Consider the following 23,983-nt stretch of genomic DNA (forward strand, 5'->3'; position numbering starts at 1 on the left):
CCAACGCCCCAGGAGAAAACAATATGACTCTGCGTAAAATCGCAGGGCTAGGAGCCCTTTTGTCCCTCGTAATGCCCGGCCTGGCCATGGCGGCAGACGAAGTGGCGGCTCCAGTCCTCAATTCCGGTGACACCGCCTGGATGCTGACCTCGACGGCCCTGGTGCTGTTCATGACCATTCCCGGCCTGGCGCTGTTCTACGGCGGCATGGTGCGCTCGAAAAACATTCTTTCCGTGATGATGCAGTGCTTCGCCATTACCGGTCTGATCAGCATCCTGTGGGTCATTTATGGCTACAGTATCGCGTTCGACACCACCGGCATGGAGCAGGGCGTCGTCAACTTCAACTCCTTCGTCGGCGGCATGGGCAAGGCGTTCCTCGCCGGCGTCACGCCAGCCAGCGTGACCGGCCCCGCGGCGCTGTTCCCCGAGGCGGTGTTCATCACCTTCCAGATGACCTTCGCCATCATTACTCCAGCACTGATCGTCGGTGCCTTCGCCGAGCGGATGAAGTTCTCCGCCATGCTGGTGTTCATGGCTATCTGGTTCACCCTGGTCTACGCGCCGATCGCCCACATGGTCTGGTCCGGCAACGGCGGCCTGATGTGGGACTGGGGCGTGCTGGACTTCGCCGGCGGCACCGTGGTGCACATCAACGCCGGTGTCGCGGGCCTCGTGGCTTGCCTGGTACTGGGCAAGCGTAAAGGCTTCCCGACCACGCCGATGGCGCCGCACAACCTCGGCTACACCCTGATGGGCGCGGCCATGCTGTGGATCGGCTGGTTCGGTTTCAACGCCGGTTCCGCCGCCGCCGCCAACGGCACCGCCGGCATGGCGATGCTGGTGACCCAGATCGCCACCGCCGCCGCGGCGCTGGGCTGGATGTTCGCCGAGTGGCTGACCCACGGTAAGCCAAGCGCCCTGGGGATTGCTTCGGGCGTGGTCGCCGGTCTGGTCGCCATCACTCCGGCCGCCGGTACCGTGGGCCCGATGGGCGCCCTGGTGATTGGCCTGGCGGCAGGCGTGGTGTGCTTCTTCTGCGCAACCACCCTGAAACGCAAGCTGGGCTACGACGATTCCCTGGACGCCTTCGGCGTGCACGGTATCGGCGGCATCCTCGGCGCGATCCTTACCGGTGTGTTCGCCGCGCCGTCGCTGGGCGGCTTCGGCACCGTAACCGACATCGCCGCACAAGTGTGGATCCAGTGCAAAGGCGTGGGCTTCACGGTGATCTACACCGCGATCGTGACCTTCATCATCCTCAAGGTGCTGGATGTGGTCATGGGGCTGCGTGTCACCGAGGAAGAAGAGTCGGTCGGCCTCGACCTGGCGCAACACAACGAGCGCGGTTACAACCTGTAATCTCGCGAGAAAAAAGTGCCCGGCTTGCCGGGCATTTTTTTGCCCGGGTTTTGTCATTGATAGACAGCTGAAAGGTTTTTTCCAGAGCTTGCCAGCCTGTTTGCCGACGGCTTTTTTTTCGAGTCAATGACTTACAGCATTGGAGGAATATTCGACACTTTGTTTTTTTCCAGAGCGCGCTAGAATGCGCGCCGAATGTGCGGAGAACTGTATGTGGCAACAGACTCTGATTACCCTGCGGGCAAGGCCCCGGGGCTTTCATCTGGTAACGGACGAGTTGCTCGCCGGCCTGCCCGAACTGAAGGCATGTCGGGTCGGTCTGTTGCATTTGTGGCTGCAGCATACCTCGGCCTCGTTGACCATCAACGAGAACGCCGATCCTGCTGTTCGTCGGGACTTCGAGCGTTTCTTCAACACCCTGGCGCCACAAGGCGTAGCCGGGTATGAACATGACGACGAAGGGCCCGATGATCTGCCGGCGCACTTCAAGGCCAGTTTGCTAGGCTGTCAATTGAGCTTGCCGGTCTCGGCGGGTCGCTTGGCGTTAGGCAGCTGGCAAGGCGTTTATCTGGGCGAGCATCGTGATCATGGCGGTGCCCGCAAAGTCCTTGCCACCTTATACGGTGATAAGGCATAAGCCGCTGGTTATCAGTGGACGTTGAATTTTTTCCAGCGGCCTTCGACAGTCGGCTCAGCTGGGCTATAACTAATCTGCTTTTCGCAAGTCATGAGGTAGAACATGAGCGACGATGATCTGGAAAACGACGACCTCGAAGTAGGCGACGAAGACGAAGCCGAGGAAGGTCTTGAAGCGGCCGCCGACGATGCGGCGGAAGACGATGGCGGTGATGCTCCTGCCCCGGCCGCCAAAGGCAAGGCCAAGGCTGCCGTCTCGGTAGACGAACTGCCGAGCGTCGAAGCCAAGAACAAAGAGCGTGATGCCCTGGCGCGCGCCATGGAGGAGTTCCTGGCCCGTGGCGGCAAAGTGCAGGAAGTCGAGGCCAATGTGGTTGCCGACCCGCCCAAGAAGCCCGATAACAAGTACGGTAGCCGGCCTATCTGAGCCCTCGCCACTTGCTTGCTGAAAAAGCCCGCCGTCGCTGCGGGCTTTTTCATGGGCGCCTTTCAGGGAATGGCAGCGCTGCACGGTGATCGCGAACGAGGAGTACGCAGTCGTCTGTAGGAGCGAAGCTTGCTCGCGATAACCTCAGGTCAGGCGCCGCTGTGCCAGCGCGCCAGCAGCTTCGGCAGCTCGGTCAGGCTGCGGATTTGCGCATCCGGCAGGCGGTCGGCCTCCCAGGTCCTGCCCGTCGGGTTGAACCAGATGGCCCGCAGTCCAGCCTGCTGGGCTCCGGCGATGTCGTCGCCCGGATGGTCGCCAATGTGCACGGCGGTATCCGGGGTGGCCCCGCCCCGCTGCAGGGCCTCGTGAAACAGCCGCGAATCGGGCTTGGCGATGCCGATATCTTCCGCACACAGGGCGAACTTGAAGTAGTCCGCCAGCCCCAGGCGACGCACATCGGCGTTGCCGTTAGTGACCACGCCCAGGGCGAAGTGGTTGGCCAGCGCTTCCAGGGTCGGCTGGACCTCGGGGAATATCTCCAGTTGATGCCGCGCCTGCAAGAACACTTCAAAACTCTGGTCGGCCAATGCATTGGCTTGGCCCTGCTCGTAGCCGGCCTCCTCCAGGGCATGGAACAGCACCTGGCGGCGCAGGGCGCTGATGCGGTATTTGAGTTCCGGCCTGGCGTTCAGCACCCGCTCGCGAATGGCCCATAGATGCTCCACCGGCACGCCGCCCAGCTGCGGCGCGTGGTCGGTCAGCCATTGGCGCAGCACGGCTTCGGCGCTGACGATCACGGGCGCGGTATCCCACAGCGTATCGTCGAGGTCGAAGGTGATCAGCTTGATCGTCATTACTCACCGCCTTTGTTGCGTTTGGCCCGTGGGTGGGCGCTGTCGTAGACCGCCGCCAGGTGCTGGAAGTCCAGGTGGGTGTAGATCTGGGTGGTCTTGATGTCCGAGTGCCCCAGCAGTTCCTGGACGGCGCGCAGGTCCTGGGAGGACTCCAGCATATGGCTGGCAAAGGAGTGACGCAGCATGTGCGGATGCAGGTTCTGCCCCAGCTCGCGTTCGCCGGCGGCCTTGACCCGCAGCTGGATCGCCCGCGGCCCCAGGCGCCGGCCCTGCTGGCTGACGAACACCGCGTCGTCCGGCGGGTTGCTCAGGGCTCGCAGTGGCAGCCAGAGCTGCAAGGCCTCGCGGGCTTTCTTGCCGACCGGCAGGACCCGGGTCTTGCTGCCCTTTCCGTGGACCTGGACCAGGCCATCGGCCAGGTCCAGCTGATCGAGGTCGAGGCTGGTCAGCTCCGACAGGCGTAGCCCCGAGGAATAGAACAGTTCGAGAATCGCCTGGTCGCGGTGCGCGAGAAAATCATCCTCTACCGCGCCGTCGAGCAGCTGCAAAGCCCGGTCAGTGTCCAGGGTCTTGGGCAGGCGACGTTCGCCCTTGGGTGGCGCCAGGCCGTTGGCCGGGTCGTGATCGCACAGGCCTTCGCGGTTCAGGTAGTGGTACAGGCCGCGCACGGCGGAGAGCAGGCGCGCCAGGCTGCGGGAGGACTGCCCTTGCTGATGCAAGCGCGCGATCATGCTGCGCAGGCCTTGGATATCCAGGTCGGACCAGCTGGAAACCTGCTGTTTGGCGCAGAACGCCAGCACCTTGTCGAGGTCGCGGCGGTAGGCCGCCAGCGTATGGGGCGACACTTGGCGCTCACTGCGCAGGTGCGCGCAGTAGGCGTCCAGCTGCCGTTCCACGGTCAGCGTACCGAGCGTAGCGAGTGAGTGAAGCGCGGCAGCACGCGGCCCATGACTTCGGCGATGTAGCTGAGGAACAGCGTTCCCACCGAGCTTTTGTAGTGCTGCGGATCGCGGCTGGCGATGGCCAGCACGCCATGAATGCCCTGGTGGGCGATGGCGACCACTGCGCTAGAGCCGATCTGCTGGCGCTGTTCTTCGCCGAACAGGAAGTCCAGTTCATGCTCGCGCAGGCTGCCGCTGACGCTCTTGCCTTCGGTCAGCAAACCGCCGATGGCGGTCTGGGCGTCTGCCGCGGTGACCCAGCGGCCTACCGGCAGGGTGCTGTCGCTGAACAGGATCAGGCTGACGAAAGGCACCTGGAAATCCTGGCGCAGGCTGTCTTCGACACTGATCACCACGTCTTCCAGGCTGTTGGCATCCATCAGCGCCAGAATCAGGCGGCGGGTCTTCTCGAAGAGCCGGTCGTTGTCGCGGGCCACATCCATCAACTGCGAAAGCCGGTGGCGCATCTCGATGTTGCGCTCGCGCAGGATCTTCATCTGCCGCTCCACCAGCGAGATGGTGTCGCCGCGCTGATGGGGAATGCGCAAGGCCGGGAGCAGTTCTTCGTGCTCGACGAAGAAGTCCGGGTGAGCCTCCAGGTACGCGGCGATCGCCGCGGCCTCCAGGTTTTCGGAAGGGCATTCGTCGGGTTGTTCGGCTGGAACCTGAGGCTTATCGGTCATGGTTTTCGCTCATTCAAAGACGCACCTGTCCTTCGTATACGCGTACTGCCGGGCCGGTCATCTTCACCGGTTGGCCAGGGCCCGCCCATTCAATGGACAGGCGCCCGCCCGGCAGGTCGATCAATAGCGGCGAATCCATCCACCCCTGGCTGATCGCAGCCACTGCGGCGGCGCAGGCTCCGGTACCGCAGGCCTGGGTTTCCCCAGCGCCGCGTTCCCAAACCCGCAACTGCGCGCGCTGCCGGTCGATGACCTGGAGGAAACCGACATTGACCCGTGCCGGGAAGCGCGGGTGATGTTCGATCTTCGGTCCCAGTTCATGCACCGGCGCGCTGTTGATATCGCTGACCCGTAGCACGGCATGGGGGTTGCCCATGGAGACGGCGGCCAGCTCGACGCCCTGGCCGTCGACGTCGACCTGATAACTCGGGGCCTGGGCCGACGCCACGAACGGAATCTGCTCGGGCACCAGGCGCGGCGCACCCATGTCGACGCTGATTTGCCCGTCATTGCGCACATCCAGTTCGATGATGCCGCTTTTGGTCTCGACGCGGATCTGGCGCTTGGTGGTCAGGCGTTTGTCGAGGACGAAACGGGCGAAGCAACGGGCACCGTTACCGCATTGCTCCACTTCGGAACCGTCGGAGTTGAAGATCCGGTAGCGGAAATCCACGTCCGGGTTGCTCGGCGCTTCGACGATCAGCAACTGGTCGAAACCGACACCGGTATTGCGATCGCCCCATTGCTTGGCATGTTTGGGCAGGATGTGCGCGTGCTGGCTGACCAGGTCGAGGACCATGAAGTCGTTGCCCAGGCCGTGCATCTTGGTAAAACGCAGCAGCATGGGCTTACTCCGGCAGCAGGCTTTCGCCAGCGAACAACTCGGCTACCGTCTCGCGGCGACGCACTTCAACAGCCTGTTCACCATCGACCAGCACTTCAGCAGCGCGACCGCGGGTGTTGTAGTTGGAGCTCATGACGAAACCGTAGGCGCCGGCCGAATGCACGGCCAGCAGGTCGCCTTCTTCCAGTGCCAACTGACGTTCCTTGGCCAGGAAGTCGCCGGTTTCGCAGATCGGGCCGACGATGTCGTAGGTGCGGGCTTCGGCGGTGCGCGGGCGTACGGCGCTGACATCCATCCAGGCCTGGTACAGGGCCGGGCGGATCAGGTCGTTCATCGCCGCATCGACGATGGCGAAGTCCTTGTGTTCGGTGTGCTTGAGGTACTCGACCCGGGTCAGCAGGACGCCGGCATTGGCGACGATGAAGCGGCCAGGCTCGAAGACCAGCTCCAGGTCGCGACCGTCGAGGCGCTCGCGCACGGCCTTGACATAGTCGGCGGCCAGCGGCGGCTCTTCATCGCGGTAACGCACGCCCAGGCCGCCACCGAGGTCGATGTGGCGAAGGTAGATGCCGCATTCGCCCAGGCGGTCGACCAGGTCCAGCAGACGATCGAGGGCATCGATGAACGGGGCCAGGGTGGTCAGTTGCGAGCCGATATGGCAATCGACGCCGATCACTTCCAGGTTCGGTAGTTGCGCGGCGCGGATGTACACATCCTCGGCGGCGGCAATGGCGATACCGAACTTGTTTTCCTTGAGGCCGGTGGAGATGTACGGGTGGGTGCCGGCGTCCACGTCCGGGTTGACCCGCAGCGAGACCGGCGCACGAACGCCCAGCTCGGCGGCCACCTGTTGCAGGCGCTCCAGCTCGTCGCTGGACTCCACGTTGAAGCAGTGCACGCCGACTTCCAGGGCGCGACGCATGTCGTCGCGGGTCTTGCCGACGCCGGAGAACACGATCTTGTCGGCCGCGCCGCCAGCTGCCAGGACGCGTTCCAGCTCACCCCGGGAAACGATGTCGAAACCGGCGCCCAGGCGCGCCAGGACATTCAATACGCCCAGGTTGGAGTTGGCCTTTACCGCGAAGCAGACCAGGTGCGGCATGCCGGCGAGGGCATCGGCGTACGCACGGTACTGGGCTTCGATATGCGCTCGGGAATAGACGTAGGTCGGCGTGCCAAAGCGCTCGGCAATGGCGGACAACGCTACACCTTCCGCGAACAGCTGACCGTCGCGGTAGTTAAAAGCGTCCATGGGGTTCCCTTAGTTGGTGTCGTGCTTGTGCGACTGGGAATGACCCTGCTCGTCAGCGGATTTGCTGTCATCGGGTAGATACAACGGGCCTTTTTGGCCGCAGGCAGTGACAAGGCAGGCAACCGCGACGAGCGCAGCAAGGGAAGAGATCAGGCGCTTCATGGCGAAATCCTTGAGAATGCGTTAATTGCGCCCGAGTATACCGGCCACCCGGCGGCTTGCCTATGCGCTGGAATACCCGTCGGGCGGGCCTTTGCCCCGGGTGCAGGCGCTGAGAGCGCTGGGCGCGGGGATATTTTCTGTCCTGTGCGCGCCCATGATCGGTATCCTTTGCATTCGCCTGGATGCGCCCGTATCTTGCGGCGCTTGAGCGTGAGTAGACACTTTCCGAGGTTCCCGCAATGAGTTTGACTGAAGCCCGTTTTCACGATCTGGTCGATGCCACCCAGCAGACGCTGGAGGACATTTTCGACGAAAGCGACCTGGATATCGATCTGGAGAGTTCCGCCGGCGTGCTCACCGTCAAGTTCGAAAACGGCAGCCAGGTGATCTTCAGCCGCCAGGAACCGTTGCGTCAGCTGTGGCTGGCGGCGCGCTCCGGCGGTTTCCACTTCGACTACGACGAAGAAAGCGAGCGCTGGATGTGCGACAAGAGCGAAGAGCAGCTTGGCGAGATGCTCGAGCGCATCGTCCTCGAGCAGGCCGATATCAAGCTTGAGTTCGAAGGGCTCTGACGCGTGACGCAAGCCGCCCCCGTACGACCGCCCAAGCCGCTGTACAGCAATGTCAGCCCGGCCGTGGCCTCGCCCTGCATCAGCCTGTGCCGGCTCGACGAGGAAAAAGTCTGCAAGGGCTGTTTCCGGCATGTCGAAGACATTCGCGAATGGCGTTCGGCGGACGACGCGCGACGGCGAGAGATCTGTACCCAGGCGCTGCAGCGCAAGCGGGCCGTAGCGGCAGGGGAGCTGTAGGTTCGTACTTGTACGGTTTGTTTCTTCAGGATGCTGTGATAGTGTCCAGCTTCGCCTCGCCACATCGAGGCCGGTGAAAACCCCGTCTTATCTGGACGGGGTTTTGTTTTTTTGTGCCGAAAAAAGGAGTCTTCCTGGATCATGAGCACCGAACCTTCCATCATTCTCACCCGCCTTGACGTGCAGCGTCTGGAGCGCCTGATCGACAGCCTGGACGACACGCTGCCTGGCGTCGTCGCGTTGCAGGCCGAGCTGGACCGCGCCGAAACCCTGGTGGGCCACGATGAAGTCCCGGCCGGTGTCGTGACCATGAATTCGCGCGTGCATTGCCGCGAAGAGGGCAGCGGCAAGGACTACCACCTGACCCTGGTGTACCCACAGGACGCCAACGCCGACGAAGGCCGGATCTCGATCCTCGCACCAGTGGGCAGCGCCCTGCTGGGCCTGCAGGTCGGGCAGTACATCGACTGGCCGGCTCCTGGCGGCAAGACCCTGAAGCTGACCCTGCTGGAAGTGGAATACCAACCGGAAGCGGCGGGCGACTTTCACCTCTGATCGGGCCCGCGAGCAGCTAGACCTGTTCGAGCGCGTCGTTCAAGGCGCGCTCCAGGTCGGCCTTGTAACGCAGGTAGAGGTTGCTTGAGCCGTGGTGGTCGCCGAGCAGGCCGGACAGGTCCAGGTCGGTGATGTAGCAGCGATAGCGTTCGGTTTCACGACGTTGGCCGACAATTTCCTGAGCGACCGCGGCAAACAACTGGTCGCCATGCTCCAGTTCGGAAAACTCCCGCTGATTGCAATACAGGGTGACTTGCACCTGCCCCGGTGCGGCTTTGCCGATGATGCCCTGTACGTCATAGAAGGGTTTGTCGGCCGGCGTCTGCGGTGCCGGGCGCGGTTCGACCCGGCGGGCCCGGGTGCTGCCCGAGGGCAATATCTGGTAATACAAAATATCCAGCGGGACCAGCGCCTGCGCGGCATCCATCGGCAGCTGGGCGTCGCGTCGATAGAGAATCGACTGCAAGAAGCGTTGCAGGGGCACCAACAGGCTCTGCTCGTCGTGGTAGGGCAGGCTTTGCTGCCAGAGCGCATCGAACTCATCCAGCACATACAGCTCGGCCTGGGCTTCGATGACGCGGTAGAACACCTGGATGCAGTCAGGCTGGCCCATCGGCAGGATCAGCGCCAGGTCGTGCTCCTCCAGGGCCATCGGGTCCAGGTACAGCGGGCTGTAGCTCGACTGTTCCTCGCTCAGGTAATCGACCAGCGCCGGTAGGCTCGCCAGTGCCACATGGTTGACTTGGCCCGGCACCAGCTCCAGCACGTGGTAATGCTGTTGTACCTGGATCAGGTAGCGATGATTGAGCTGGCTGAGCAGCAGGTTCTGCGCCATGTCGAACAACTCTTCGACCCGTTGGGCGATGAACTGTGCCCGGTTGTGGCAGAAGCAGCGCACCCGCAGCTTCGGTTGTTCGGGGCCGCGCGGCAGGTTGTTGAGGTAGTCGCGCAGGCAGTCGAGCAGGGCATGGGCGCCGTCGTAACGGCTCACCAGCACTTCGTTCCAGCTGTTGAGCGTCACCTGGTCGAGGGTCAGCACCAGGTTTTCCCGGACCCCGGCGTAGCTCAGGGAGTCGGTGCGCTCGGTGGTCATCAGGATATTCAGGTCGCGGTGGTGCTTGAGCGGATCGCGGCCGACGTTAACCAGGACCAGCACTTCGCTGGGCACGCTGGCGTGAAGCAGGCGCTCTTCGCTGACAGTGCCCAGGGGCAGGGCGATGGTCTGTTGCAGGCAGCCCAGCAGATTGAACAGCTCGAACTCGCTCAGGTCGCTGCTGCCGGGATGCAGCGCCAGGCGCGTGCTGCTGTCGATTACGCCGTTGCGATGGCACCAGGTCAGCAGCTCCAGCAGTTCGCGGCTGCGCTTGATCGGCGCGAAGTGCTCCCATTCAAGGGCGTTCAAGTTGCCGTTGTACAGGCCCCAGAGGGTTTGCCCAGGCTCTTTCTTGTTGGGCGATTGCACCAGGGTCAGGGTGTCTTCGGCCAGATCCGGGGCGATGCCGGGGTTGATGAATTCGACCTTGCCCGCTTTGCGCTCGAAGGCTGCGTACAGGCGGCGGCCCAGGACATTCAGGTCGCGTTTGTTGATCAGGCCGAGGGTCTGCTCGGTGCGGGCGAACTGGGTCAGGAAGCGATAGCTGTAGTTCAGTTCGTTGACCAGGGCCCGGCGCTCGGCGCTGACCTGGCGGACTTTCCACTGGCTGCGGCTGTCGAGCATGGCCAACTGGCGGTGATCCCAGCCCCATTCGTGGGCCAGTCGTTCGAGCAGCGTGCGCTGCCAGCTCGGGTTGCGCGCGCCGCTGTTGCCGGTGAGCTTGCGGTTGACCTTCAGGTACAGGCTGCGCCGTACCAGCTCCAGGCGCTCCGGCTCGCCGCGCGCCTTGAGGTATTCCTCGATGCGTCGGTAGACCACGACGTACGGGTCCAGCTCGTCGAGGTCCAGGCGATTGGCGAAGACTGCCTGCTTGAAGCGCAGGCTCAGGCACTCCACCCGCGGATGTTCGCTGGCATAGACCTCGGTCAGCAGCAGCTTGAGCACGGACTTGTACGGCGACTCGATGCCCTTGAACAGTTGCCAGAGCCCGGCGCCGATGAATTCGCCCGGCGGAATATGAGCCAGGTGGCCAAGGTCGAGGTTTTCATCGGCCGGAATGAAACGCTTGGACAGCAGCGTATGGGTGTACTGGTGATAGCGGGCCTCTTCGTACACCGGCACCAGCCACCACAACGGCGTGCGGCCGGCCAGCCAGATGGCGGTGCGGTAGAACTCGTCCAGCAGCAGATAGTGCTGGGTGGTGCCGCAATCGTCGGAGCTCAGCTGGGTGTCGCGATCGCCGCGGATAAACCGGCTGGGATCGATCAGGAAAAAGTGCGCCTCGGCGCCCTGGCTGGCAGCCCAGGCCTCCAGCAGCAGGCATTTCTTGCGCAGTTCGGCGAGTTCGTTTTCGCCGAGATCGGGAGCGTGGCAAACCCACACGTCCATGTCGCTCTGGTCGGCCTGGGCCAGGGTGCCCAGACTGCCCATCAGGAACAGGCCGTGAATCGGGCGCGGAGCATTGCCGGGACGGACCTTGTAGGAAAACGAGCGGGTCAGGCGCTGGGCTTCGTTGAGCGTCGATGCATCGGGCTCGTAGTTGGACAGCCCGGCGGGGGTGCCGCCCGATACGTAGCCCGGCAATAGCGGGTGGTTGACGTGAAAGAACAGCGGCAACAGGTTGAGCACCAGTTGCTGGCGCAGCGACAACCCTTCCATGGCCCGCCCCAGGCGTCCTTCGTTGAGCTTCAGAAAGCGCGCACGCAGTTGGCTGAGAACCTTGCGGTCGATTCCCTCGTCCAGATCTGGGCGTATTTCATGGGTGCGGGTCATTCAAACAGGCTCGCGAAGCTTGGACGTGGGAGGTCTGAGATGGGGAGCAGTTTACAGTCAGTCGAGGGCGAGCTTTAAGCTGAATTTTATTTTTGACGTCAGATTTACAGCGTCTGGCTGAGGGCTTGCCCGCGGAATCCGACAGGCGGGGATTCCGAGGGCTGTAGGGGAAAACCCTCAGGCGAGTTCTTTGACCGCCAGGATGGTCAGCAGACCTTGCGCATGCTCGGCGGCATCGCGGCCCAGGCTGGTCAGGTAACCGCCATCGGGCTGGGTAATAAGCTCTTTTTCGAACAGGCGTCGTGCGGCGGCGATAGCTTGGGGGGCGGCGGTCTGATGGATTTTCAGGCCTTCCTGGGAATTGTCCAGGTTGAAGAGTGCAAGGATTTCCAGTTCGGCAACCAACTCAGGGGTATACGACATAAGGACTCCAGACTTTCTAGGAATTAGACGACAGCGTCCTTAAGGTGACCGCAGTTAGGCAGCCTGTCCAGTGTCCGCTGCGGACTTTTGCGCCTCTGGACGGCGGTATTTGGCCGCAGGGCGCGTACCAGTGTAGTCAAGGCCGGCAGTCGCGCCGGCCGGTTGCGGGTGCGAGGCGTGGCGGGCTTATTTCTTCTCGGGCGGCAGCTCGGGCAGGGCGCGCAGCGCGGCTTCGTACCATTGGGTGTCGAACGCGCGGTCTTCTTCGAGGATCGCGTCGATTTCCACCGCCAAGACGTGGGCCATGAGGTTGAGGATTTCGTCACGCTCATAGCCGACCAGAGTCAGCTTGTTGAACGTGGCCTTGGCCGCCGGTGGGTTATCGCTTTCGATCTGGTTCTCGATCGCTTCGATCAGGGTGTTTTCGGCGAACTCTTCTTCGTCGTTGTCGATATCAACTGGCTCGCTCATGGCAGGCTCCTCAAGGAAAGGCCGCCAGTTTACCCGTATTCAGCCGGCTGATGCTGCTGGCGAGCAGGCTGCCGAGGATCTATAAGAAGGGCTGCCAACCCCGTACCCGGCCTGGAGGCTACGTGATGCTCAAGCTTTATGGATTCGCCGTCAGCAACTACTACAACATGGTGAAACTGGCGTTACTGGAAAAAGGTCTGCCTTTCGAAGAGGTACCGTTCTACGCCGGGCAAAGCCCCGAAGCGCTGGCCATCAGCCCGCGCGGCAAGGTGCCGGTGCTGGGGGTGGAGCAGGGCGTTATCAATGAAACCAGCGTGATCCTCGAATACCTCGAGCAGAGCCAATCCGGTCCGGCGCTATTGCCGAACGATCCGTTCGAGCGCGCCCAGGTGCTGGCGCTGGCCAAGGAGATCGAGTTGTACATCGAGCTGCCGGCGCGAGCCTGTTACGGCGAGGCGTTTTTCGGCATGGCGGTGCCCGAGGCGATCAAGGATAAATCCCGTAACGAATTGACGCTGGGCTTCGCCTCGCTGGCCAGGCACGCGAAGTTCGCCCCCTATGTGGCAGGTGGCAGCCTGAGCGTGGCGGACCTGTATTTCCTTTACAGCGTCAGCCTGGCCTGCGCGGTGGGGCAGAAACTGTTCGGGGTGGATTACCTGGCCGAGATCCCGGCGGCCAAGGCCCTGATGGCGCGCCTGGAGCAGATGCCGAATGTGCAGCGGGTCGCGGCGGACAAGGATGCGGCGATGCCGCAGTTCCTGGCGATGATCGCCAGCAAGAAGTAACTCGTTGGTCACGAGCAAGCTGGCTCTTGTAGGAGCCAGCTTGCTCGTGATGCTTTTAACGGCTGGCCAGCAGCGCCTGGCCGCGAACCGCCGCCGCCCTGACCTGGGCGGGCGCGGTACCGCCGATATGGTTGCGGGCATTGACCGAGCCTTCCAGGGTCAACACGGCGAACACATCCTGATCGATCTGATCGCTGAACTTACGCAGTTCTTCCAGGCTCATTTCCGCCAGGTCCTTACCGGTTTCCACGCCGTATTTCACGGCATGGCCAACGATCTCGTGGCAGTCACGAAATGGCAGGCCGCGGCGCACCAGGTAGTCAGCGAGGTCGGTGGCGGTGGAGAAACCGCGCAGCGCCGCTTCGCGCATTATCGCGTGCTTGGGTTTGATTGCCGGGATCATGTCGGCGAAGGCGCGCAGCGAGTCGCGCAGGGTATCGGCGGCATCGAACAGCGGTTCCTTGTCTTCCTGGTTGTCCTTGTTATAGGCCAGGGGTTGGCCCTTCATCAGCGTCAGCAAGCCCATCAGGGCGCCGAACACGCGGCCGCTCTTGCCACGAACCAGCTCCGGAACGTCCGGGTTTTTCTTCTGCGGCATGATCGAGCTGCCAGTGCAGAAACGGTCGGGCAGGTCGATGAACTGGAACTGCGCGCTGGTCCACAGCACCAGCTCTTCGGAGAAGCGCGACAGGTGCATCATGGCGATGCTGGCGGCCGCGCAGAACTCGATGGCGAAATCGCGATCAGACACATTGTCCAGGGAGTTGCCGCCGACGGCGTCGAAACCCAGCAGCTGGCTGGTCAGCTCGCGATCGATCGGGTAAGTGGTGCCGGCCAGCGCGGCGCTGCCCAACGGCATGCGGTTGGTGCGTTTGCGGCAATCGACCAGGCGCTCGTAGTCACGGCTGAGCATTTCGAACCAGGCCAGCATGTGGTGGCCGAACGTCACGGGCTGTGCGGTTTGCAGGTGAGTGAAGCCCGGCATGATGCTGTCGGCTTCGCGCTCGGCCTGCTCCAGCAGGCCTTTTTGCAGGCGGGTGATTTCCGCCAGGATCAGGTCGATCTCGTCGCGCAGCCACAGGCGGATATCGGTGGCGACCTGGTCGTTGCGGCTGCGGCCGGTGTGCAGCTTTTTGCCGGTGACGCCGATACGGTCGGTCAGGCGCGCCTCGATGTTCATGTGCACGTCTTCCAGGTCGACGCGCCAGTCGAAGGTGCCGGCCTCGATTTCGCCCTGAATGGTTTTCAGGCCGTCGATGATGCTGTCGCGCTCGGCGTCGGTCAGTACACCGACTTTGGCCAGCATGGTGGCGTGGGCGATCGAGCCCATGATGTCATGACGATAGAGGCGCTGGTCGAAAGTGACGGAGGCGGTGAAGCGGGCGACGAAGGCGTCGACGGGTTCACTGAAGCGGCCGCCCCAGGACTGATTGGTCTTGTCAGTGCTCATGAATTCGCTCGTGATCGGCTGGAAGGAAAATGGGCTGAAAAGTTGCCGCGGATAATAACAGGGTTGCCAATCCTGTAGCTGGCGCCGGTCGGCAGGTTTTTATTTCTGCCACGGGCTTGCGGGCGCTTGTCGCCGGCCTCGGGCGCGCAGAGACTAGGTGAGCGAAGGTCGGGTGCTAAGAGTGATGTAACGATATTTATCGATTGAGCAATATCGTCTTGGCAACCGTCTACAGTTGGACTGGAAGGAGCAGCGCTGCCTTGGATCTTTCATCGAATCCGGGCGCTGACCACTCAGCCGTTGTCGCACGCGCTTCGGTTCCGACGCCACCCAGGATTCAAGGGGGAGGCGGCCGGGGTAGAAGCCGACTATAAGAGAGGGGGTGTTTGTGTCCTGTATCAGCAATCCCCATGACCATGTCGTGCAGTGGCGGGCCTTGAGCGGTATCGCTCAGGGCCGGGTAAATATAGGTGCCCGCGGCAGGGCACTTTTTGGCCCTCGCACTAGTCTTAGCGTGGATCGCGGTGACGGATGTCACTCCACCTGTCTACGCTATCCTTGTGCGAGACTCACGCAGGAATCCAGCGCAATATGAATGTCCTGATCGTTGATGACGAACCCCTAGCCCGCGAGCGGCTGAGCCGTATGGTCAGTGAGCTTGAGGGATACAGTGTCCTGGAGCCCAGCGCCACCAATGGCGAAGAGGCATTGGCCCTGATCGACAGCCTGAAGCCGGATATCGTGCTTCTCGACATCCGCATGCCGGGCCTCGATGGCCTGCAGGTCGCTGCCCGCTTGTGCGAGCGCGAGGCGCCTCCGGCGGTGGTCTTCTGCGCCGCTCCCGACGAATTTGCTCTTGAAGCCTTTGATGTCAGCGAGGTCGGCCACCTGCTCAAGCCCGTGCGTTCCGAGCATTTGCTCGAGGCGTTGAAAAAGGCCGATCGTCCCAACAGGGTGCAGCTTGCGGCCCTGACCCGGCCTGCCGCCGAAAGCGGCAGCGGCCCACGCAGCCATATCAGCGCGCGTACTCGCAAAGGCATCGAGCTGATCCCACTGGGTCAGGTGGTCTATTTCATTGCCGACCACAAGTACGTGACCTTGCGCCACGAGGGCGGCGAAGTCCTGCTGGACGAGCCTCTGAAAGCGCTGGAAGACGAATTCGGCGAGCGCTTCGTGCGGATCCACCGCAACGCCCTGGTAGCCCGCGAGCGTATCGAGCGTCTGCAGCGTACGCCTCTGGGGCATTTCCAGTTGTTCCTCAAGGGTCTCAACGGCGATGCATTGATCGTCAGCCGACGGCATGTGGCCGGCGTGCGCAAGATGATGCAGCAGCTCTAGGCCAGGGCGACCAGACGGATCGCCCATTACGCCTGCAACGTTCCTGCGGCCAGGGAGGGCTGCTGTCCTGATACAAGTCAAAGCTGATTTGGCTGAGCTGTTATCATCTGCCGTATTTTCTTCAGTACGGATTGATCCATGTCCTCTCGCGAAATCCGCATCGCTACCCGCAAAAGTGCCTTGGCCTTGTGGCAGGCCGAATACGTCAAAGCTCGTTTGGAAGCCGCCCACCCGGGGTTGATCGTGACGCTGGTGCCGATGGTCAGTCGCGGCGACAAGCTGCTTGACTCGCCGCTGTCGAAAATCGGCGGCAAGGGCCTGTTCGTCAAGGAGTTGGAGACCGCGCTGCTCGAAAACGAAGCGGATATCGCCGTACATTCGATGAAAGACGTGCCCATGGATTTCCCCGAAGGCCTGGGCCTGTTCTGTATCTGCGAGCGCGAAGACCCGCGCGACGCCTTTGTCTCCAATACCTATTCCAGTCTTGACGACTTGCCTGCGGGCAGCGTGGTGGGTACTTCCAGCCTGCGTCGCCAGGCGCAATTACTGGCTCGTCGTCCGGACCTGCAGATCCGTTTCCTGCGTGGCAACGTCAACACGCGCCTGGCCAAGCTCGACGCCGGCGAGTACGACGCCATTATCCTGGCCGCCGCGGGCCTGATCCGTCTTGGTTTTGAAGAGCGCATCACTTCTTCGATCAGCGTCGATGACAGTCTCCCAGCCGGCGGCCAGGGTGCGGTGGGCATCGAATGCCGCACGGCCGACAGCGAGATCCACGGGCTGCTGGCACCGCTGCATCATGCCGATACGGCGGATCGGGTCGTTGCCGAGCGGGCCCTCAACAAACATCTGAATGGCGGCTGCCAGGTGCCGATCGCCTGCTATGCGGTGCTTGAAGGCGACCAGCTGTGGTTACGCGGCCTGGTCGGCGAGCCGAGCGGCGGTGTGCTGCTCAGTGCCGAGGCCCGGGCCCCGCGTAGCGCGGCGGCGACGTTGGGAGTGCAGGTAGCGGACGATCTGCTGGCCCAGGGTGCCGACGATATCCTGCGCGCAGTCTATGGCGAGGCTGGCGAAGAGTGACCGGCTGGCGTGTGCTGCTGACCCGGCCCACGGACGAGTCGGCTCTGCTGGCCGAGACGCTGGGCGAAGCCGGTGTGTTCAGCAGCAGCCTGCCTTTGCTGGACATCCAGGCGCTGCCTTTTGACGACGCCCAGCGCGCCAAAGTGCTCGACCTGCCGGGCTATTGCGCGGTGATTGTGGTCAGCAAGCCGGCGGCGCGAGCGGCCGTGCAGTTGCTCGAACGGTTCTGGCCGCAGCCGCCCCGCCAGCGCTGGTTCAGCGTGGGCGCCGGTACGGCGCAGGTTCTGGCCGATCACGGCCTGGAGGTATTTTTCCCCGAGCAGGGCGACGACAGCGAAGCCTTGCTTGAACTTCCCCAGTTGCGCGAGGCTATTGCACGGCCTGCTCCGCGCACGTTGATCGTGCGCGGGGAGGGCGGTCGCGAGTGGCTGGCTGAGCGTTTGCGCGGCCAAGGTGCTAGTGTCGATTATCTGGAACTGTACCGCCGCGAGCTGCCGCGCTACGCCGACGGCACCCTGCTGCAACGCATTCGAGCGGAACGCTTGAATGGGCTGGTGGTCAGCAGTGGGCAGGGTTTCGAGCACTTGCAGCAGCTGGCCGGCGAGGCCTGGCCAGAGGTGGCACGGCTACCGTTGTTCGTGCCGAGCCCCCGGGTCGCCGAGATGGCGCGTGCCGCCGGGGCCGAGAAAGTTGTGGATTGTCGTGGCGCCAGCGCCGCGGCCTTGCTAACGGCGTTACGGGAGCAACCCGTGCCCGTTCTCTAAACGCAAAGGATGGATACGTGAGCGAAACAGCCTTGCCTAAAGATGATGTCCAGCCGGTACTCGATGCACCGGCCGAGCCCGCCACTCCTGTTGCGCCGCGCCGTGGCAACGGCTTGGCGATCCTGGCCCTGCTGTTGGGGGCGGCCGGCGTCGCCGTCGGCGGCTGGGGTGTCTGGCAGGTGCGTCACCTGCAGGCCAACCATCAACAGCAGTTGGGGCAATTGCAGGCCCTGGGCGATGAGACCCAGAACCTGAAGCTCAATGAGCAGCGTCTGACGGCGCGCCTGGAGCAATTGCCGGCGGCCGGCGAGTTGGAAGATCGACGTCGTCTGGTCGCGCAGTTGCAAGGCGACCAGCAGCGACTCAGCCAGAAACTGGAAAGCGTGCTCGGCGCCAGCCGCAAGGACTGGCGACTGGCCGAGGCGGAGCATCTGCTGCGCCTCGCCAGCCTGCGTCTTTCGGCCTTGCAGGACATCAGCAGCGCCCAGGCCCTGGTGCAGGGCGCCGACGAGATCCTGCGCGAGCAGAACGACCCGGGCTCTTTCGCCGCTCGCGAGCAGTTGGCCAAGAGCCTCGCGGCCCTGCGTAGCACCGAGCAGCCGGACCGCACTGGGCTGTTCCTGCAATTGGGGGCGTTGCGCGATCAGGTCGTCGAGCTCACCGAACTGGCCCCCGAGTACCGCGACCGTGGCGATTCGCTGCTGGGCCTGACCGCCGATGGCGATGGCGCCAGTCGCTGGGCGCAGTGGTGGGAGCAGATCTCGCGCTATATCCGCATCGACTTCAACGCTGACAAGAACGTGCGGCCATTGCTGGCTGGGCAAAGCCTGACGCAGGTACGCCTGGCGTTGAGCCTGGCCCTGGAGCAGGCTCAGTGGGCGGCGTTGAACGGCCAGGCGCCGGTGTACACCCAGGCCCTGGCGGAAGCCCGGGATGTGTTGAAGGGCAACTTCAACCAGGACAACCCGCAGAGCAAGCTCATGCTGGAGCGAGTGTCCGAACTGAGCAAGCAGCCGGTCACCGTGTTGACGCCGGACCTGAGCAAGACCCTGAGCGCCGTTCAAGCCTATCTGGAGCGGCGCAACCTGAGTGTTGAAGAGTCGGTGAAACCACCGGCCAAGCCTGCCGCGGGTACCGCGCAGGAGACCAGCCCATGAAGCGCCTGTATGTGATTCTGTTCCTGGTCATTGCCGCTTCGGGGTTGTTGGGGTTGGCGATTGCCGAACATTCCGGTTACGTCCTGGTTGCCTATGACAGCTTCCGTTACGAGTCGAGCCTATGGGCGACCCTGGCGCTGGTCGCAGTGATCTGGCTGGTGATCTGGGGGATCAAGACGTTGGTCGAGCTGGTGATGGCTTCCAGCGGCGTGGTCAATCCCTGGTCGCGGCGCAACCGCAGCCGCCGCGTGCAGATCGCCATCGAGCAAGGCCAGATGGACCTGGCCGAAGGTCGCTGGGCCAGCGCCCAGCGGCATTTGCACCGTGCCGCGGAAGCCGAGCGCCAGCCGCTTCTGTATTACCTTGGCGCGGCGCGAGCAGCGAACGAACAGGGACACTACGAGGAATGCGACAAGCTCCTGGAGCGCGCCCTCGAACGTCAGCCCCAGGCCGAGCTGGCGGTGGCCTTGAGTCATGCCCAACTGCAGACCGATCGCGGCGATACCGAAGGCGCGCTGAACACCCTGCAAGCCATGCATGAGCGCCATCCGCACAGCGTTCAAGTGCTGCGGCAATTGCAGCGCCTGCAACAGCAGCGGGGCGACTGGTCGGCGGTGATTCGCCTGTTGCCCGAGCTGCGCAAGGATAAGGTCCTGCCCGCCAATGAGCTGGCCGAGCTGGAACGTCGGGCCTGGGGCGAGAACCTGACGCTCGCGGCGCGCCGTGAAGAAGACGGCGCGGTTGGCCTGCAATCGCTCAATCGCGCCTGGCAGCAACTGACTGCGGCGCAGCGTCAGGAGCCGCAGCTGGTGCTGGCCTATGCCGAGCAGCTGCGACAACTGGGCGCCGAGGCCGAGGCTGAAGAGGTGCTGCGCGGTGCCCTCAAGCGCAAATACGACAGCCATCTGGCACGGCTCTACGGTTTGTTGCGTGGCAGCGATCCGGCGCGGCAACTGCAGTTTGCCGAGCAGTGGCTCAAGGATCATCCCAACGATCCGAGCTTGCTGCTGACCCTGGGCCGCCTGTGCCTGCAAAGCAGTCTCTGGGGCAAGGCGCGGGATTACCTGGAAAGCAGCCTGCGCATCCAGCGTAACCCTGAGGCGTGCGCCGAACTGGCCCGGCTGCTGGCGCAGTTGGGCGATACCGAGCGCAGCAACCAGTTGTTCCAGGAAGGCCTGGGGTTGCTGGACGAACGTTTGCTGGCATCGCCCTTGCCGGTTCCGGCCAGGGTCTAGATCCGCAGGGCAGGCACGACCCGAGAGGGTCGGCCCGCCTGGCGAATTGGCCGATCCGGCCGCAGTGTCCGTTTGCCGCGCCGATCTTGTCATGGCGCGCCTTGAAAGGGCCGGGCGCTTTCTCTACCGTGGCAGCCTGTTTCTTCCGTTGCGGATACCTCATGTCGCTGGCCGGCTCGCGCTTGCTGTTTTTCCTGGTGTTTTTTACCGGGGCCTTGGCCCTGTGGGCTTCGTTTCACCTGGAGTACGGGGTTGGGCTCGAGCCTTGCCTGTTATGGGTGTTGCAGCGCTTCTGCGCGTTGCTGTTGACCTCGATCAGCCTGGTCGCCCTCCTGCATGGCCCACAATACCCGGCAAGTGCCTTGTACTGGCTGCTGGAACTGCTTGGCAGCCTGGCGGGCGTCGTCACGGCTGGGCGCCATGTACTGTTGCAGAACATTCCGTCGGATCAACTGCTGGCGTGCTTGCCGGACATGCCGTTCATGCTCGGCAATCTGTCCTGGGGGCGTGCCCTGCAGCTGGTTTTTACCGGAACGGCACAGTGCGCGGAGGTCACCTGGACGTTGCTGGACATGAGCGCCGCGGAGTGGAGCCTGTTGTTTTTCATCAGCGTGTTGATTCTGAGTGCTTGGCGTCTGGCGTGGCTTCTATCGCGGGGCCGGCTCAAGGCGGCCGGGGCCTGAGTCGTCGATTTGCGACGGGGCTCAAGATTAAACACTTGTATGAACTTTATCTCCTGCGTACCTTGAAGCGGCTGTCGAGCGGGCATAATCTGGCCCGCACGTGTCACCGCAATTACGTTGCTCGATGCTGTTCTGCCTGGGCGGATGCCGATGTTCAGTCCAGTGGCGGATTCAGAGCAGCATGACCCATATAGGGAAGAGAGATCGCCATGCTGGAAAGTTGTCAGAATGCTCAGGAACGCTGGGGTGGAGTGCATCTGCTGATCGATCGCTGGTTGCAGGAGCGTCACGAACTGGTTCGAGCCTATGATGCTCTCGGCGCGGAGCCTGAGGCGCTGGCGGAGAATCGACAGCCGTTGCAGGAGTTCTGTGGAATCCTTGTCGACTACGTTTCTGCCGGGCACTTTGAAATCTATGAACAACTGACCGGCGAGGCCAAGGCCTTCAACGACACGCGTGGGCTCGAACTGGCCGAAACCATTTATCCGCGGATCGACGTCATCACCGAAAAGCTGCTGGCGTTCAACGACCTGTGCGACGAAGGCAAATGCGTGGCGGAAAAGTTCAAGGAGCTGGGCGGCCTGTTGCATGAGCGCTTCGAGTTGGAAGATTGCCTGATCGAAGTGCTGCACAACGCTCACAAGGAAGAGGCCGCCGTTCAGGCCTGAGGTGCAGCGAAAGGTTTACCGAAACGGTGCGCATTGCGCGCCGTTTTTCATTTCTGCGGCGCCCTAGCCGGTAGCTCCCAGCAACTCGATTTCAAATACCAAAGGCGTATAGGGCGCGATCAGGTCGCCGGCGCCGTCGGCACCGTATGCCTGGGCCGAAGGAATCACCAGGCGCCACTTCGCGCCTGTCGGCATCTGTTGCAAGGCGCTGCGCCATCCGGCAATCACACTGTCCAGACGAAACCACTGCGGCTGCTGGTTCTGATCGAACACCGTGCCGTCAGGCAGGCGCCCGGTGTAGCGCACCTGTACCGAGCCGTCAGGTCCGGGTCGTGTGCCGTTGCCCGGCGCCAGTTCGGTCAGCAGGATGCCGTTTTCCAGCTCGCGCACTCCCGGCCGTTTTTTCTCGGTCGCCAGAAAACGCTGTTCGTTTTCCAGCGCCACTTCGATCTGCGGTTTGCCTGCCTGCTCGTTGGACTGGGCTTCATGCTGGGCGAGAAGCTGCTCGATGCGCTCGTCCTTGAGTGCCAGGGGCTTGCCCTGATAGGCCTGTTTCAATCCCTCCACCAATGCCTGGATCTGCAGGTCCGGCACCTCTTGGCGCAGGCGTTCGCCGAGGCTCGCGCCGAGGCTGTAGGCCAGGTCGTGGGCATCGTTTTTCTGCGGATCTTCTGCGGCCTGAGCCAGCGGCAGGAACACGCACAGGGATAAAAAAAGGTAACGCGACATGGGCGCACTCCGGCCTGAGATGGGGTGAATTATGCCAGCGTGAATGTGCCGGCTGCTGAGTAACTTTCTGGTGTACGAAGAACATTTTCAATCGTCTGCAACGCATGGCATTCGATACTGTCAACATGCCCTAGCGGCGGTAGCAGCAGAGGTCTAGTATGAGCCGCAACTCACGTCAGCCAGGAGGTAACCCATGTCGGCCAATAAGAAGCCTGTAAATACTCCGTTGCATTTGCTCCAACAGCTTTCGGGCAGCCTGCTCGAACACTTGGAAAACGCTTGTTCCCAAGCCTTGGCTGATGCTGAAAAGTTGCTCGCCAAACTGGAAAAACAACGCGGCAAGGCACAGGAAAAACTGCACAAGTCGCGCACTAAATTGCAGGACGCCGCGGCGGCCGGCAAGGCCAAGGCACAAGCCAAAGCCAAGGACGCGGTGAAAGAACTTGAAGACCTGCTCGATGCACTTAAGGGGCGTCAATCCGAAACCCGCACCTACATTCTGCAACTCAAGCGCGACGCCCAGGAAAGCCTGAAACTGGCCCAGGGTGTAGGCCGGGTCAAAGAAGCCGCAGCCAAGGTGCTGAGCACTCGCTCCGCCAAGCCAGCAACTGCTCCAGCAGCGAAAGCTGCAGCCAAGCCAGCGGCCAAAGCGCCTGCCAAACCTGCTGCGAAAGCCCCGGCCAAAGCGGCCAGCAAACCTGCCGCCAAACCCGCGGCCAAACCAGTGGCAAAAACCGCCGCCGCCAAACCTGCCACAGCCAAACCCGCCGCCAAGCCTGTTGCGGCAAAAGCCCCCGCTAAACCTGCTGCCAAACCCGCAGCGGCCAAACCTGCCGCCAAGCCAGCGGCAAAACCCGCTGCCAAGCCTGCTGCAGCCAAGCCCGCCGCCAAGCCGGTAGCTGCCAAACCAGCCGCCAAGCCAGCCGCTAAACCTGCTGCGAAGCCGGCCGCCAAACCTGCTGCGGCAAAAGCTCCCGTGAAGGCAGCAGCCAAGCCCGCGGCTAAACCTGCAGCTGCCAAACCCGCCGCTTCCGCTGCGGCCAAGCCTGCTGCAGCCAAGCCCGCCGCCAAACCGACTGCTGCCAAACCTGTAGCCAAGCCAGCGGCGAAACCCGCGGCCAAGCCGGCAGCCAAACCTGCGGTGAAGAAGCCAGTCGCCGCCAAACCTGCTGCTGCCAAACCGGCAACCGCTCCAGCGGCCGCCAAGCCAGCGACTCCGGCTGCTCCTGCTGCCAAGCCTGCGGCCCCTGTAGCTTCGCCAGCTCCGGCAGCGAGCACTCCAGCTCCAGCTACTGCTACCAGCACCACGCCAACCAGCGCTTCCTAAGCGCCGGTCGCCGCGACGCGCAGCACCTGCAGCGCGTCGCGGTCAAGGTCGGCGGCTTCGGCCGCCAGCCCTTCCAGCCAGTTCGTCAGATCCTGCGCCGCACCTTCCGACCATTCCCCCGCCAGTGTCTCCAGGCGCAACAGCAGTTGCCGTTCGGCTTCCAGTTCCAGTGCCTTGATCTGTTCGCGCAACGCCGCCAGTTGCGGGTCCGTACTCGCGCCCGCGCGCCATTGCGTGCGCAACTGTCGTAGCGGCTTGACGACGTCGTCGTGCCAAGGCTGGCCCAGGGCTCGCAGTTGTTCCACGCGCTGGGTGTTGCAGGCCACTCCGCGTGCGCCCAGCCAGGCCGCACAGAGCAAAAGGCAGACATTGGCCCCGGCCGCCTGCAGGTTCAGGCAGGCCTCCTCGACGCCCGGACGGGCGTAGGTCTTGAGGGTGAAACTCCACAGGTCAGGGGACATATCGCTACTCGCGCCAGTTGCC

27 protein-coding genes are annotated in these 23,983 nt (G+C 63.1%); 15 read left to right on the plus strand and 12 right to left on the minus strand.

Going from position 1 to position 23,983, the window contains the following annotated elements:
* Positions 1 to 23: 23 nt before the first annotated feature.
* From BTN82_RS29105 to sutA, 3 genes are all read left to right on the plus strand, one after another.
* Positions 24 to 1,361, plus strand: coding sequence for an ammonium transporter (locus BTN82_RS29105; RefSeq protein WP_075122446.1), 1,338 nt, complete (start codon positions 24 to 26; stop codon positions 1,359 to 1,361).
* 211 nt (positions 1,362 to 1,572) lie between these two features.
* Positions 1,573 to 1,998: a secondary thiamine-phosphate synthase enzyme YjbQ gene (locus BTN82_RS29110; protein ID WP_075122447.1), complete on the plus strand. Its 426-nt coding sequence runs from the start codon at positions 1,573 to 1,575 to the stop codon at positions 1,996 to 1,998.
* 102 nt (positions 1,999 to 2,100) lie between these two features.
* Complete coding sequence (gene sutA, locus BTN82_RS29115) at positions 2,101 to 2,424, plus strand: transcriptional regulator SutA (protein ID WP_075122448.1); 324 nt, start codon at positions 2,101 to 2,103, stop codon at positions 2,422 to 2,424.
* 149 nt (positions 2,425 to 2,573) lie between these two features.
* Here the strand turns inward: sutA and BTN82_RS29120 are convergent, their stop codons facing one another.
* From BTN82_RS29120 to lptM, 6 genes are read right to left on the minus strand one after another with little or no spacing between them, the layout of a single operon-like run.
* Entirely contained in the window at positions 2,574 to 3,278 is a 705-nt protein-coding gene (locus BTN82_RS29120) for an HAD family hydrolase (RefSeq protein ID WP_075122449.1), read from the minus strand.
* On the minus strand, positions 3,278 to 4,174 hold the full coding sequence (xerC, locus tag BTN82_RS29125) for a tyrosine recombinase XerC (protein ID WP_075122450.1): 897 nt from the start codon (positions 4,172 to 4,174) through the stop codon (positions 3,278 to 3,280). Before xerC ends, BTN82_RS29120 begins: the two co-directional genes overlap by 1 nt.
* 2 nt (positions 4,175 to 4,176) lie before the next feature.
* On the minus strand, positions 4,177 to 4,902 hold the full coding sequence (locus tag BTN82_RS29130) for a DUF484 family protein (RefSeq protein WP_075122451.1): 726 nt from the start codon (positions 4,900 to 4,902) through the stop codon (positions 4,177 to 4,179).
* Between the two features lie 13 nt (positions 4,903 to 4,915).
* A complete protein-coding gene (gene dapF / locus BTN82_RS29135; RefSeq protein WP_075122452.1) occupies positions 4,916 to 5,746 on the minus strand; it encodes a diaminopimelate epimerase in 831 nt (276 codons plus the stop codon).
* Positions 5,747 to 5,750: 4 nt separating this feature from the next.
* Positions 5,751 to 6,998: a diaminopimelate decarboxylase gene (lysA, locus tag BTN82_RS29140; protein ID WP_075122453.1), complete on the minus strand. Its 1,248-nt coding sequence runs from the start codon at positions 6,996 to 6,998 to the stop codon at positions 5,751 to 5,753.
* Positions 6,999 to 7,007: 9 nt separating this feature from the next.
* Entirely contained in the window at positions 7,008 to 7,160 is a 153-nt protein-coding gene (gene lptM, locus BTN82_RS29145) for an LPS translocon maturation chaperone LptM (RefSeq protein WP_075122454.1), read from the minus strand.
* A 239-nt stretch (positions 7,161 to 7,399) separates the two neighbouring features.
* On the opposite strand from lptM, the gene cyaY reads away from it, so the two are divergent.
* From cyaY to rnk, 3 genes are all read left to right on the plus strand, one after another.
* Positions 7,400 to 7,732: an iron donor protein CyaY gene (gene cyaY / locus BTN82_RS29155; protein WP_025807051.1), complete on the plus strand. Its 333-nt coding sequence runs from the start codon at positions 7,400 to 7,402 to the stop codon at positions 7,730 to 7,732.
* Positions 7,733 to 7,735: 3 nt separating this feature from the next.
* Positions 7,736 to 7,969, plus strand: coding sequence for a DUF1289 domain-containing protein (locus BTN82_RS29160; RefSeq protein WP_075122455.1), 234 nt, complete (start codon positions 7,736 to 7,738; stop codon positions 7,967 to 7,969).
* 141 nt (positions 7,970 to 8,110) lie between these two features.
* Positions 8,111 to 8,524 carry a nucleoside diphosphate kinase regulator gene (gene rnk, locus BTN82_RS29165; protein WP_075122456.1) on the plus strand — a complete coding sequence of 138 codons (414 nt, stop codon included), beginning with the start codon at positions 8,111 to 8,113 and terminating at the stop codon, positions 8,522 to 8,524.
* A 16-nt stretch (positions 8,525 to 8,540) separates the two neighbouring features.
* On the opposite strand, the gene BTN82_RS29170 is transcribed toward rnk, so the two are convergent.
* The 3 genes from BTN82_RS29170 to BTN82_RS29180 all read right to left on the minus strand — a co-directional run bounded on the left by BTN82_RS29170 (position 8,541) and on the right by BTN82_RS29180 (position 12,284).
* Entirely contained in the window at positions 8,541 to 11,390 is a 2,850-nt protein-coding gene (locus BTN82_RS29170; protein WP_075122457.1) for a class I adenylate cyclase, read from the minus strand.
* 177 nt (positions 11,391 to 11,567) lie between these two features.
* Positions 11,568 to 11,813 carry a TIGR02647 family protein gene (locus BTN82_RS29175; protein WP_075122458.1) on the minus strand — a complete coding sequence of 82 codons (246 nt, stop codon included), beginning with the start codon at positions 11,811 to 11,813 and terminating at the stop codon, positions 11,568 to 11,570.
* A gap of 186 nt (positions 11,814 to 11,999) precedes the next feature.
* Positions 12,000 to 12,284, minus strand: coding sequence for a hypothetical protein (locus BTN82_RS29180; protein WP_075122459.1), 285 nt, complete (start codon positions 12,282 to 12,284; stop codon positions 12,000 to 12,002).
* Positions 12,285 to 12,409: 125 nt separating this feature from the next.
* On the opposite strand from BTN82_RS29180, the gene BTN82_RS29185 reads away from it, so the two are divergent.
* Positions 12,410 to 13,069: a glutathione S-transferase family protein gene (locus BTN82_RS29185; protein ID WP_075122460.1), complete on the plus strand. Its 660-nt coding sequence runs from the start codon at positions 12,410 to 12,412 to the stop codon at positions 13,067 to 13,069.
* 55 nt (positions 13,070 to 13,124) lie between these two features.
* Here the strand turns inward: BTN82_RS29185 and argH are convergent, their stop codons facing one another.
* Positions 13,125 to 14,519, minus strand: a complete 1,395-nt coding sequence (argH, locus tag BTN82_RS29190; protein ID WP_075122461.1) for an argininosuccinate lyase — start codon at positions 14,517 to 14,519, stop codon at positions 13,125 to 13,127.
* Positions 14,520 to 15,110: 591 nt separating this feature from the next.
* Between argH and BTN82_RS29195 the strand changes: the two genes are divergently transcribed.
* The 7 genes from BTN82_RS29195 to BTN82_RS29225 all read left to right on the plus strand — a co-directional run bounded on the left by BTN82_RS29195 (position 15,111) and on the right by BTN82_RS29225 (position 21,444).
* On the plus strand, positions 15,111 to 15,857 hold the full coding sequence (locus BTN82_RS29195; protein ID WP_075122462.1) for a LytR/AlgR family response regulator transcription factor: 747 nt from the start codon (positions 15,111 to 15,113) through the stop codon (positions 15,855 to 15,857).
* Positions 15,858 to 15,995: 138 nt separating this feature from the next.
* Positions 15,996 to 16,937 carry a hydroxymethylbilane synthase gene (gene hemC, locus BTN82_RS29200; protein WP_075122463.1) on the plus strand — a complete coding sequence of 314 codons (942 nt, stop codon included), beginning with the start codon at positions 15,996 to 15,998 and terminating at the stop codon, positions 16,935 to 16,937.
* The gene (locus tag BTN82_RS29205; protein ID WP_075122464.1) at positions 16,934 to 17,701 is read left to right on the plus strand and encodes a uroporphyrinogen-III synthase; all 768 of its coding nucleotides are present in this window, start codon (positions 16,934 to 16,936) and stop codon (positions 17,699 to 17,701) included. Before hemC ends, BTN82_RS29205 begins: the two co-directional genes overlap by 4 nt.
* A 17-nt stretch (positions 17,702 to 17,718) precedes the next feature.
* Positions 17,719 to 18,858: a uroporphyrinogen-III C-methyltransferase gene (locus BTN82_RS29210; protein ID WP_075122465.1), complete on the plus strand. Its 1,140-nt coding sequence runs from the start codon at positions 17,719 to 17,721 to the stop codon at positions 18,856 to 18,858.
* Positions 18,855 to 20,093 (plus strand): heme biosynthesis protein HemY, encoded by a 1,239-nt coding sequence (locus BTN82_RS29215; RefSeq protein ID WP_075122466.1) that lies wholly within the window; start codon positions 18,855 to 18,857, stop codon positions 20,091 to 20,093. The genes BTN82_RS29210 and BTN82_RS29215 overlap by 4 nt, the downstream gene beginning before the upstream one ends.
* A gap of 161 nt (positions 20,094 to 20,254) precedes the next feature.
* Entirely contained in the window at positions 20,255 to 20,776 is a 522-nt protein-coding gene (locus BTN82_RS29220; protein ID WP_075122467.1) for a disulfide bond formation protein B, read from the plus strand.
* Between the two features lie 209 nt (positions 20,777 to 20,985).
* The gene (locus tag BTN82_RS29225; RefSeq protein WP_075122468.1) at positions 20,986 to 21,444 is read left to right on the plus strand and encodes an Rsd/AlgQ family anti-sigma factor; all 459 of its coding nucleotides are present in this window, start codon (positions 20,986 to 20,988) and stop codon (positions 21,442 to 21,444) included.
* Positions 21,445 to 21,507: 63 nt separating this feature from the next.
* Here the strand turns inward: BTN82_RS29225 and BTN82_RS29230 are convergent, their stop codons facing one another.
* Entirely contained in the window at positions 21,508 to 22,173 is a 666-nt protein-coding gene (locus tag BTN82_RS29230; protein ID WP_075122469.1) for an FKBP-type peptidyl-prolyl cis-trans isomerase, read from the minus strand.
* Between the two features lie 193 nt (positions 22,174 to 22,366).
* Here BTN82_RS29230 and BTN82_RS29235 point away from each other — a divergent pair, with 193 nt between their 5' ends.
* A complete protein-coding gene (locus tag BTN82_RS29235; RefSeq protein WP_075122470.1) occupies positions 22,367 to 23,500 on the plus strand; it encodes an AlgP family protein in 1,134 nt (377 codons plus the stop codon).
* On the opposite strand, the gene BTN82_RS29240 is transcribed toward BTN82_RS29235, so the two are convergent.
* Positions 23,497 to 23,961 (minus strand): TIGR02444 family protein, encoded by a 465-nt coding sequence (locus BTN82_RS29240; protein WP_075122471.1) that lies wholly within the window; start codon positions 23,959 to 23,961, stop codon positions 23,497 to 23,499. The genes BTN82_RS29235 and BTN82_RS29240 overlap by 4 nt on opposite strands.
* Positions 23,962 to 23,983 lie beyond the last annotated feature (22 nt).

It is taken from the genome of Pseudomonas chlororaphis, from assembly GCF_001921865.1.
Lineage (GTDB): Bacteria > Pseudomonadota > Gammaproteobacteria > Pseudomonadales > Pseudomonadaceae > Aquipseudomonas > Aquipseudomonas chlororaphis_D.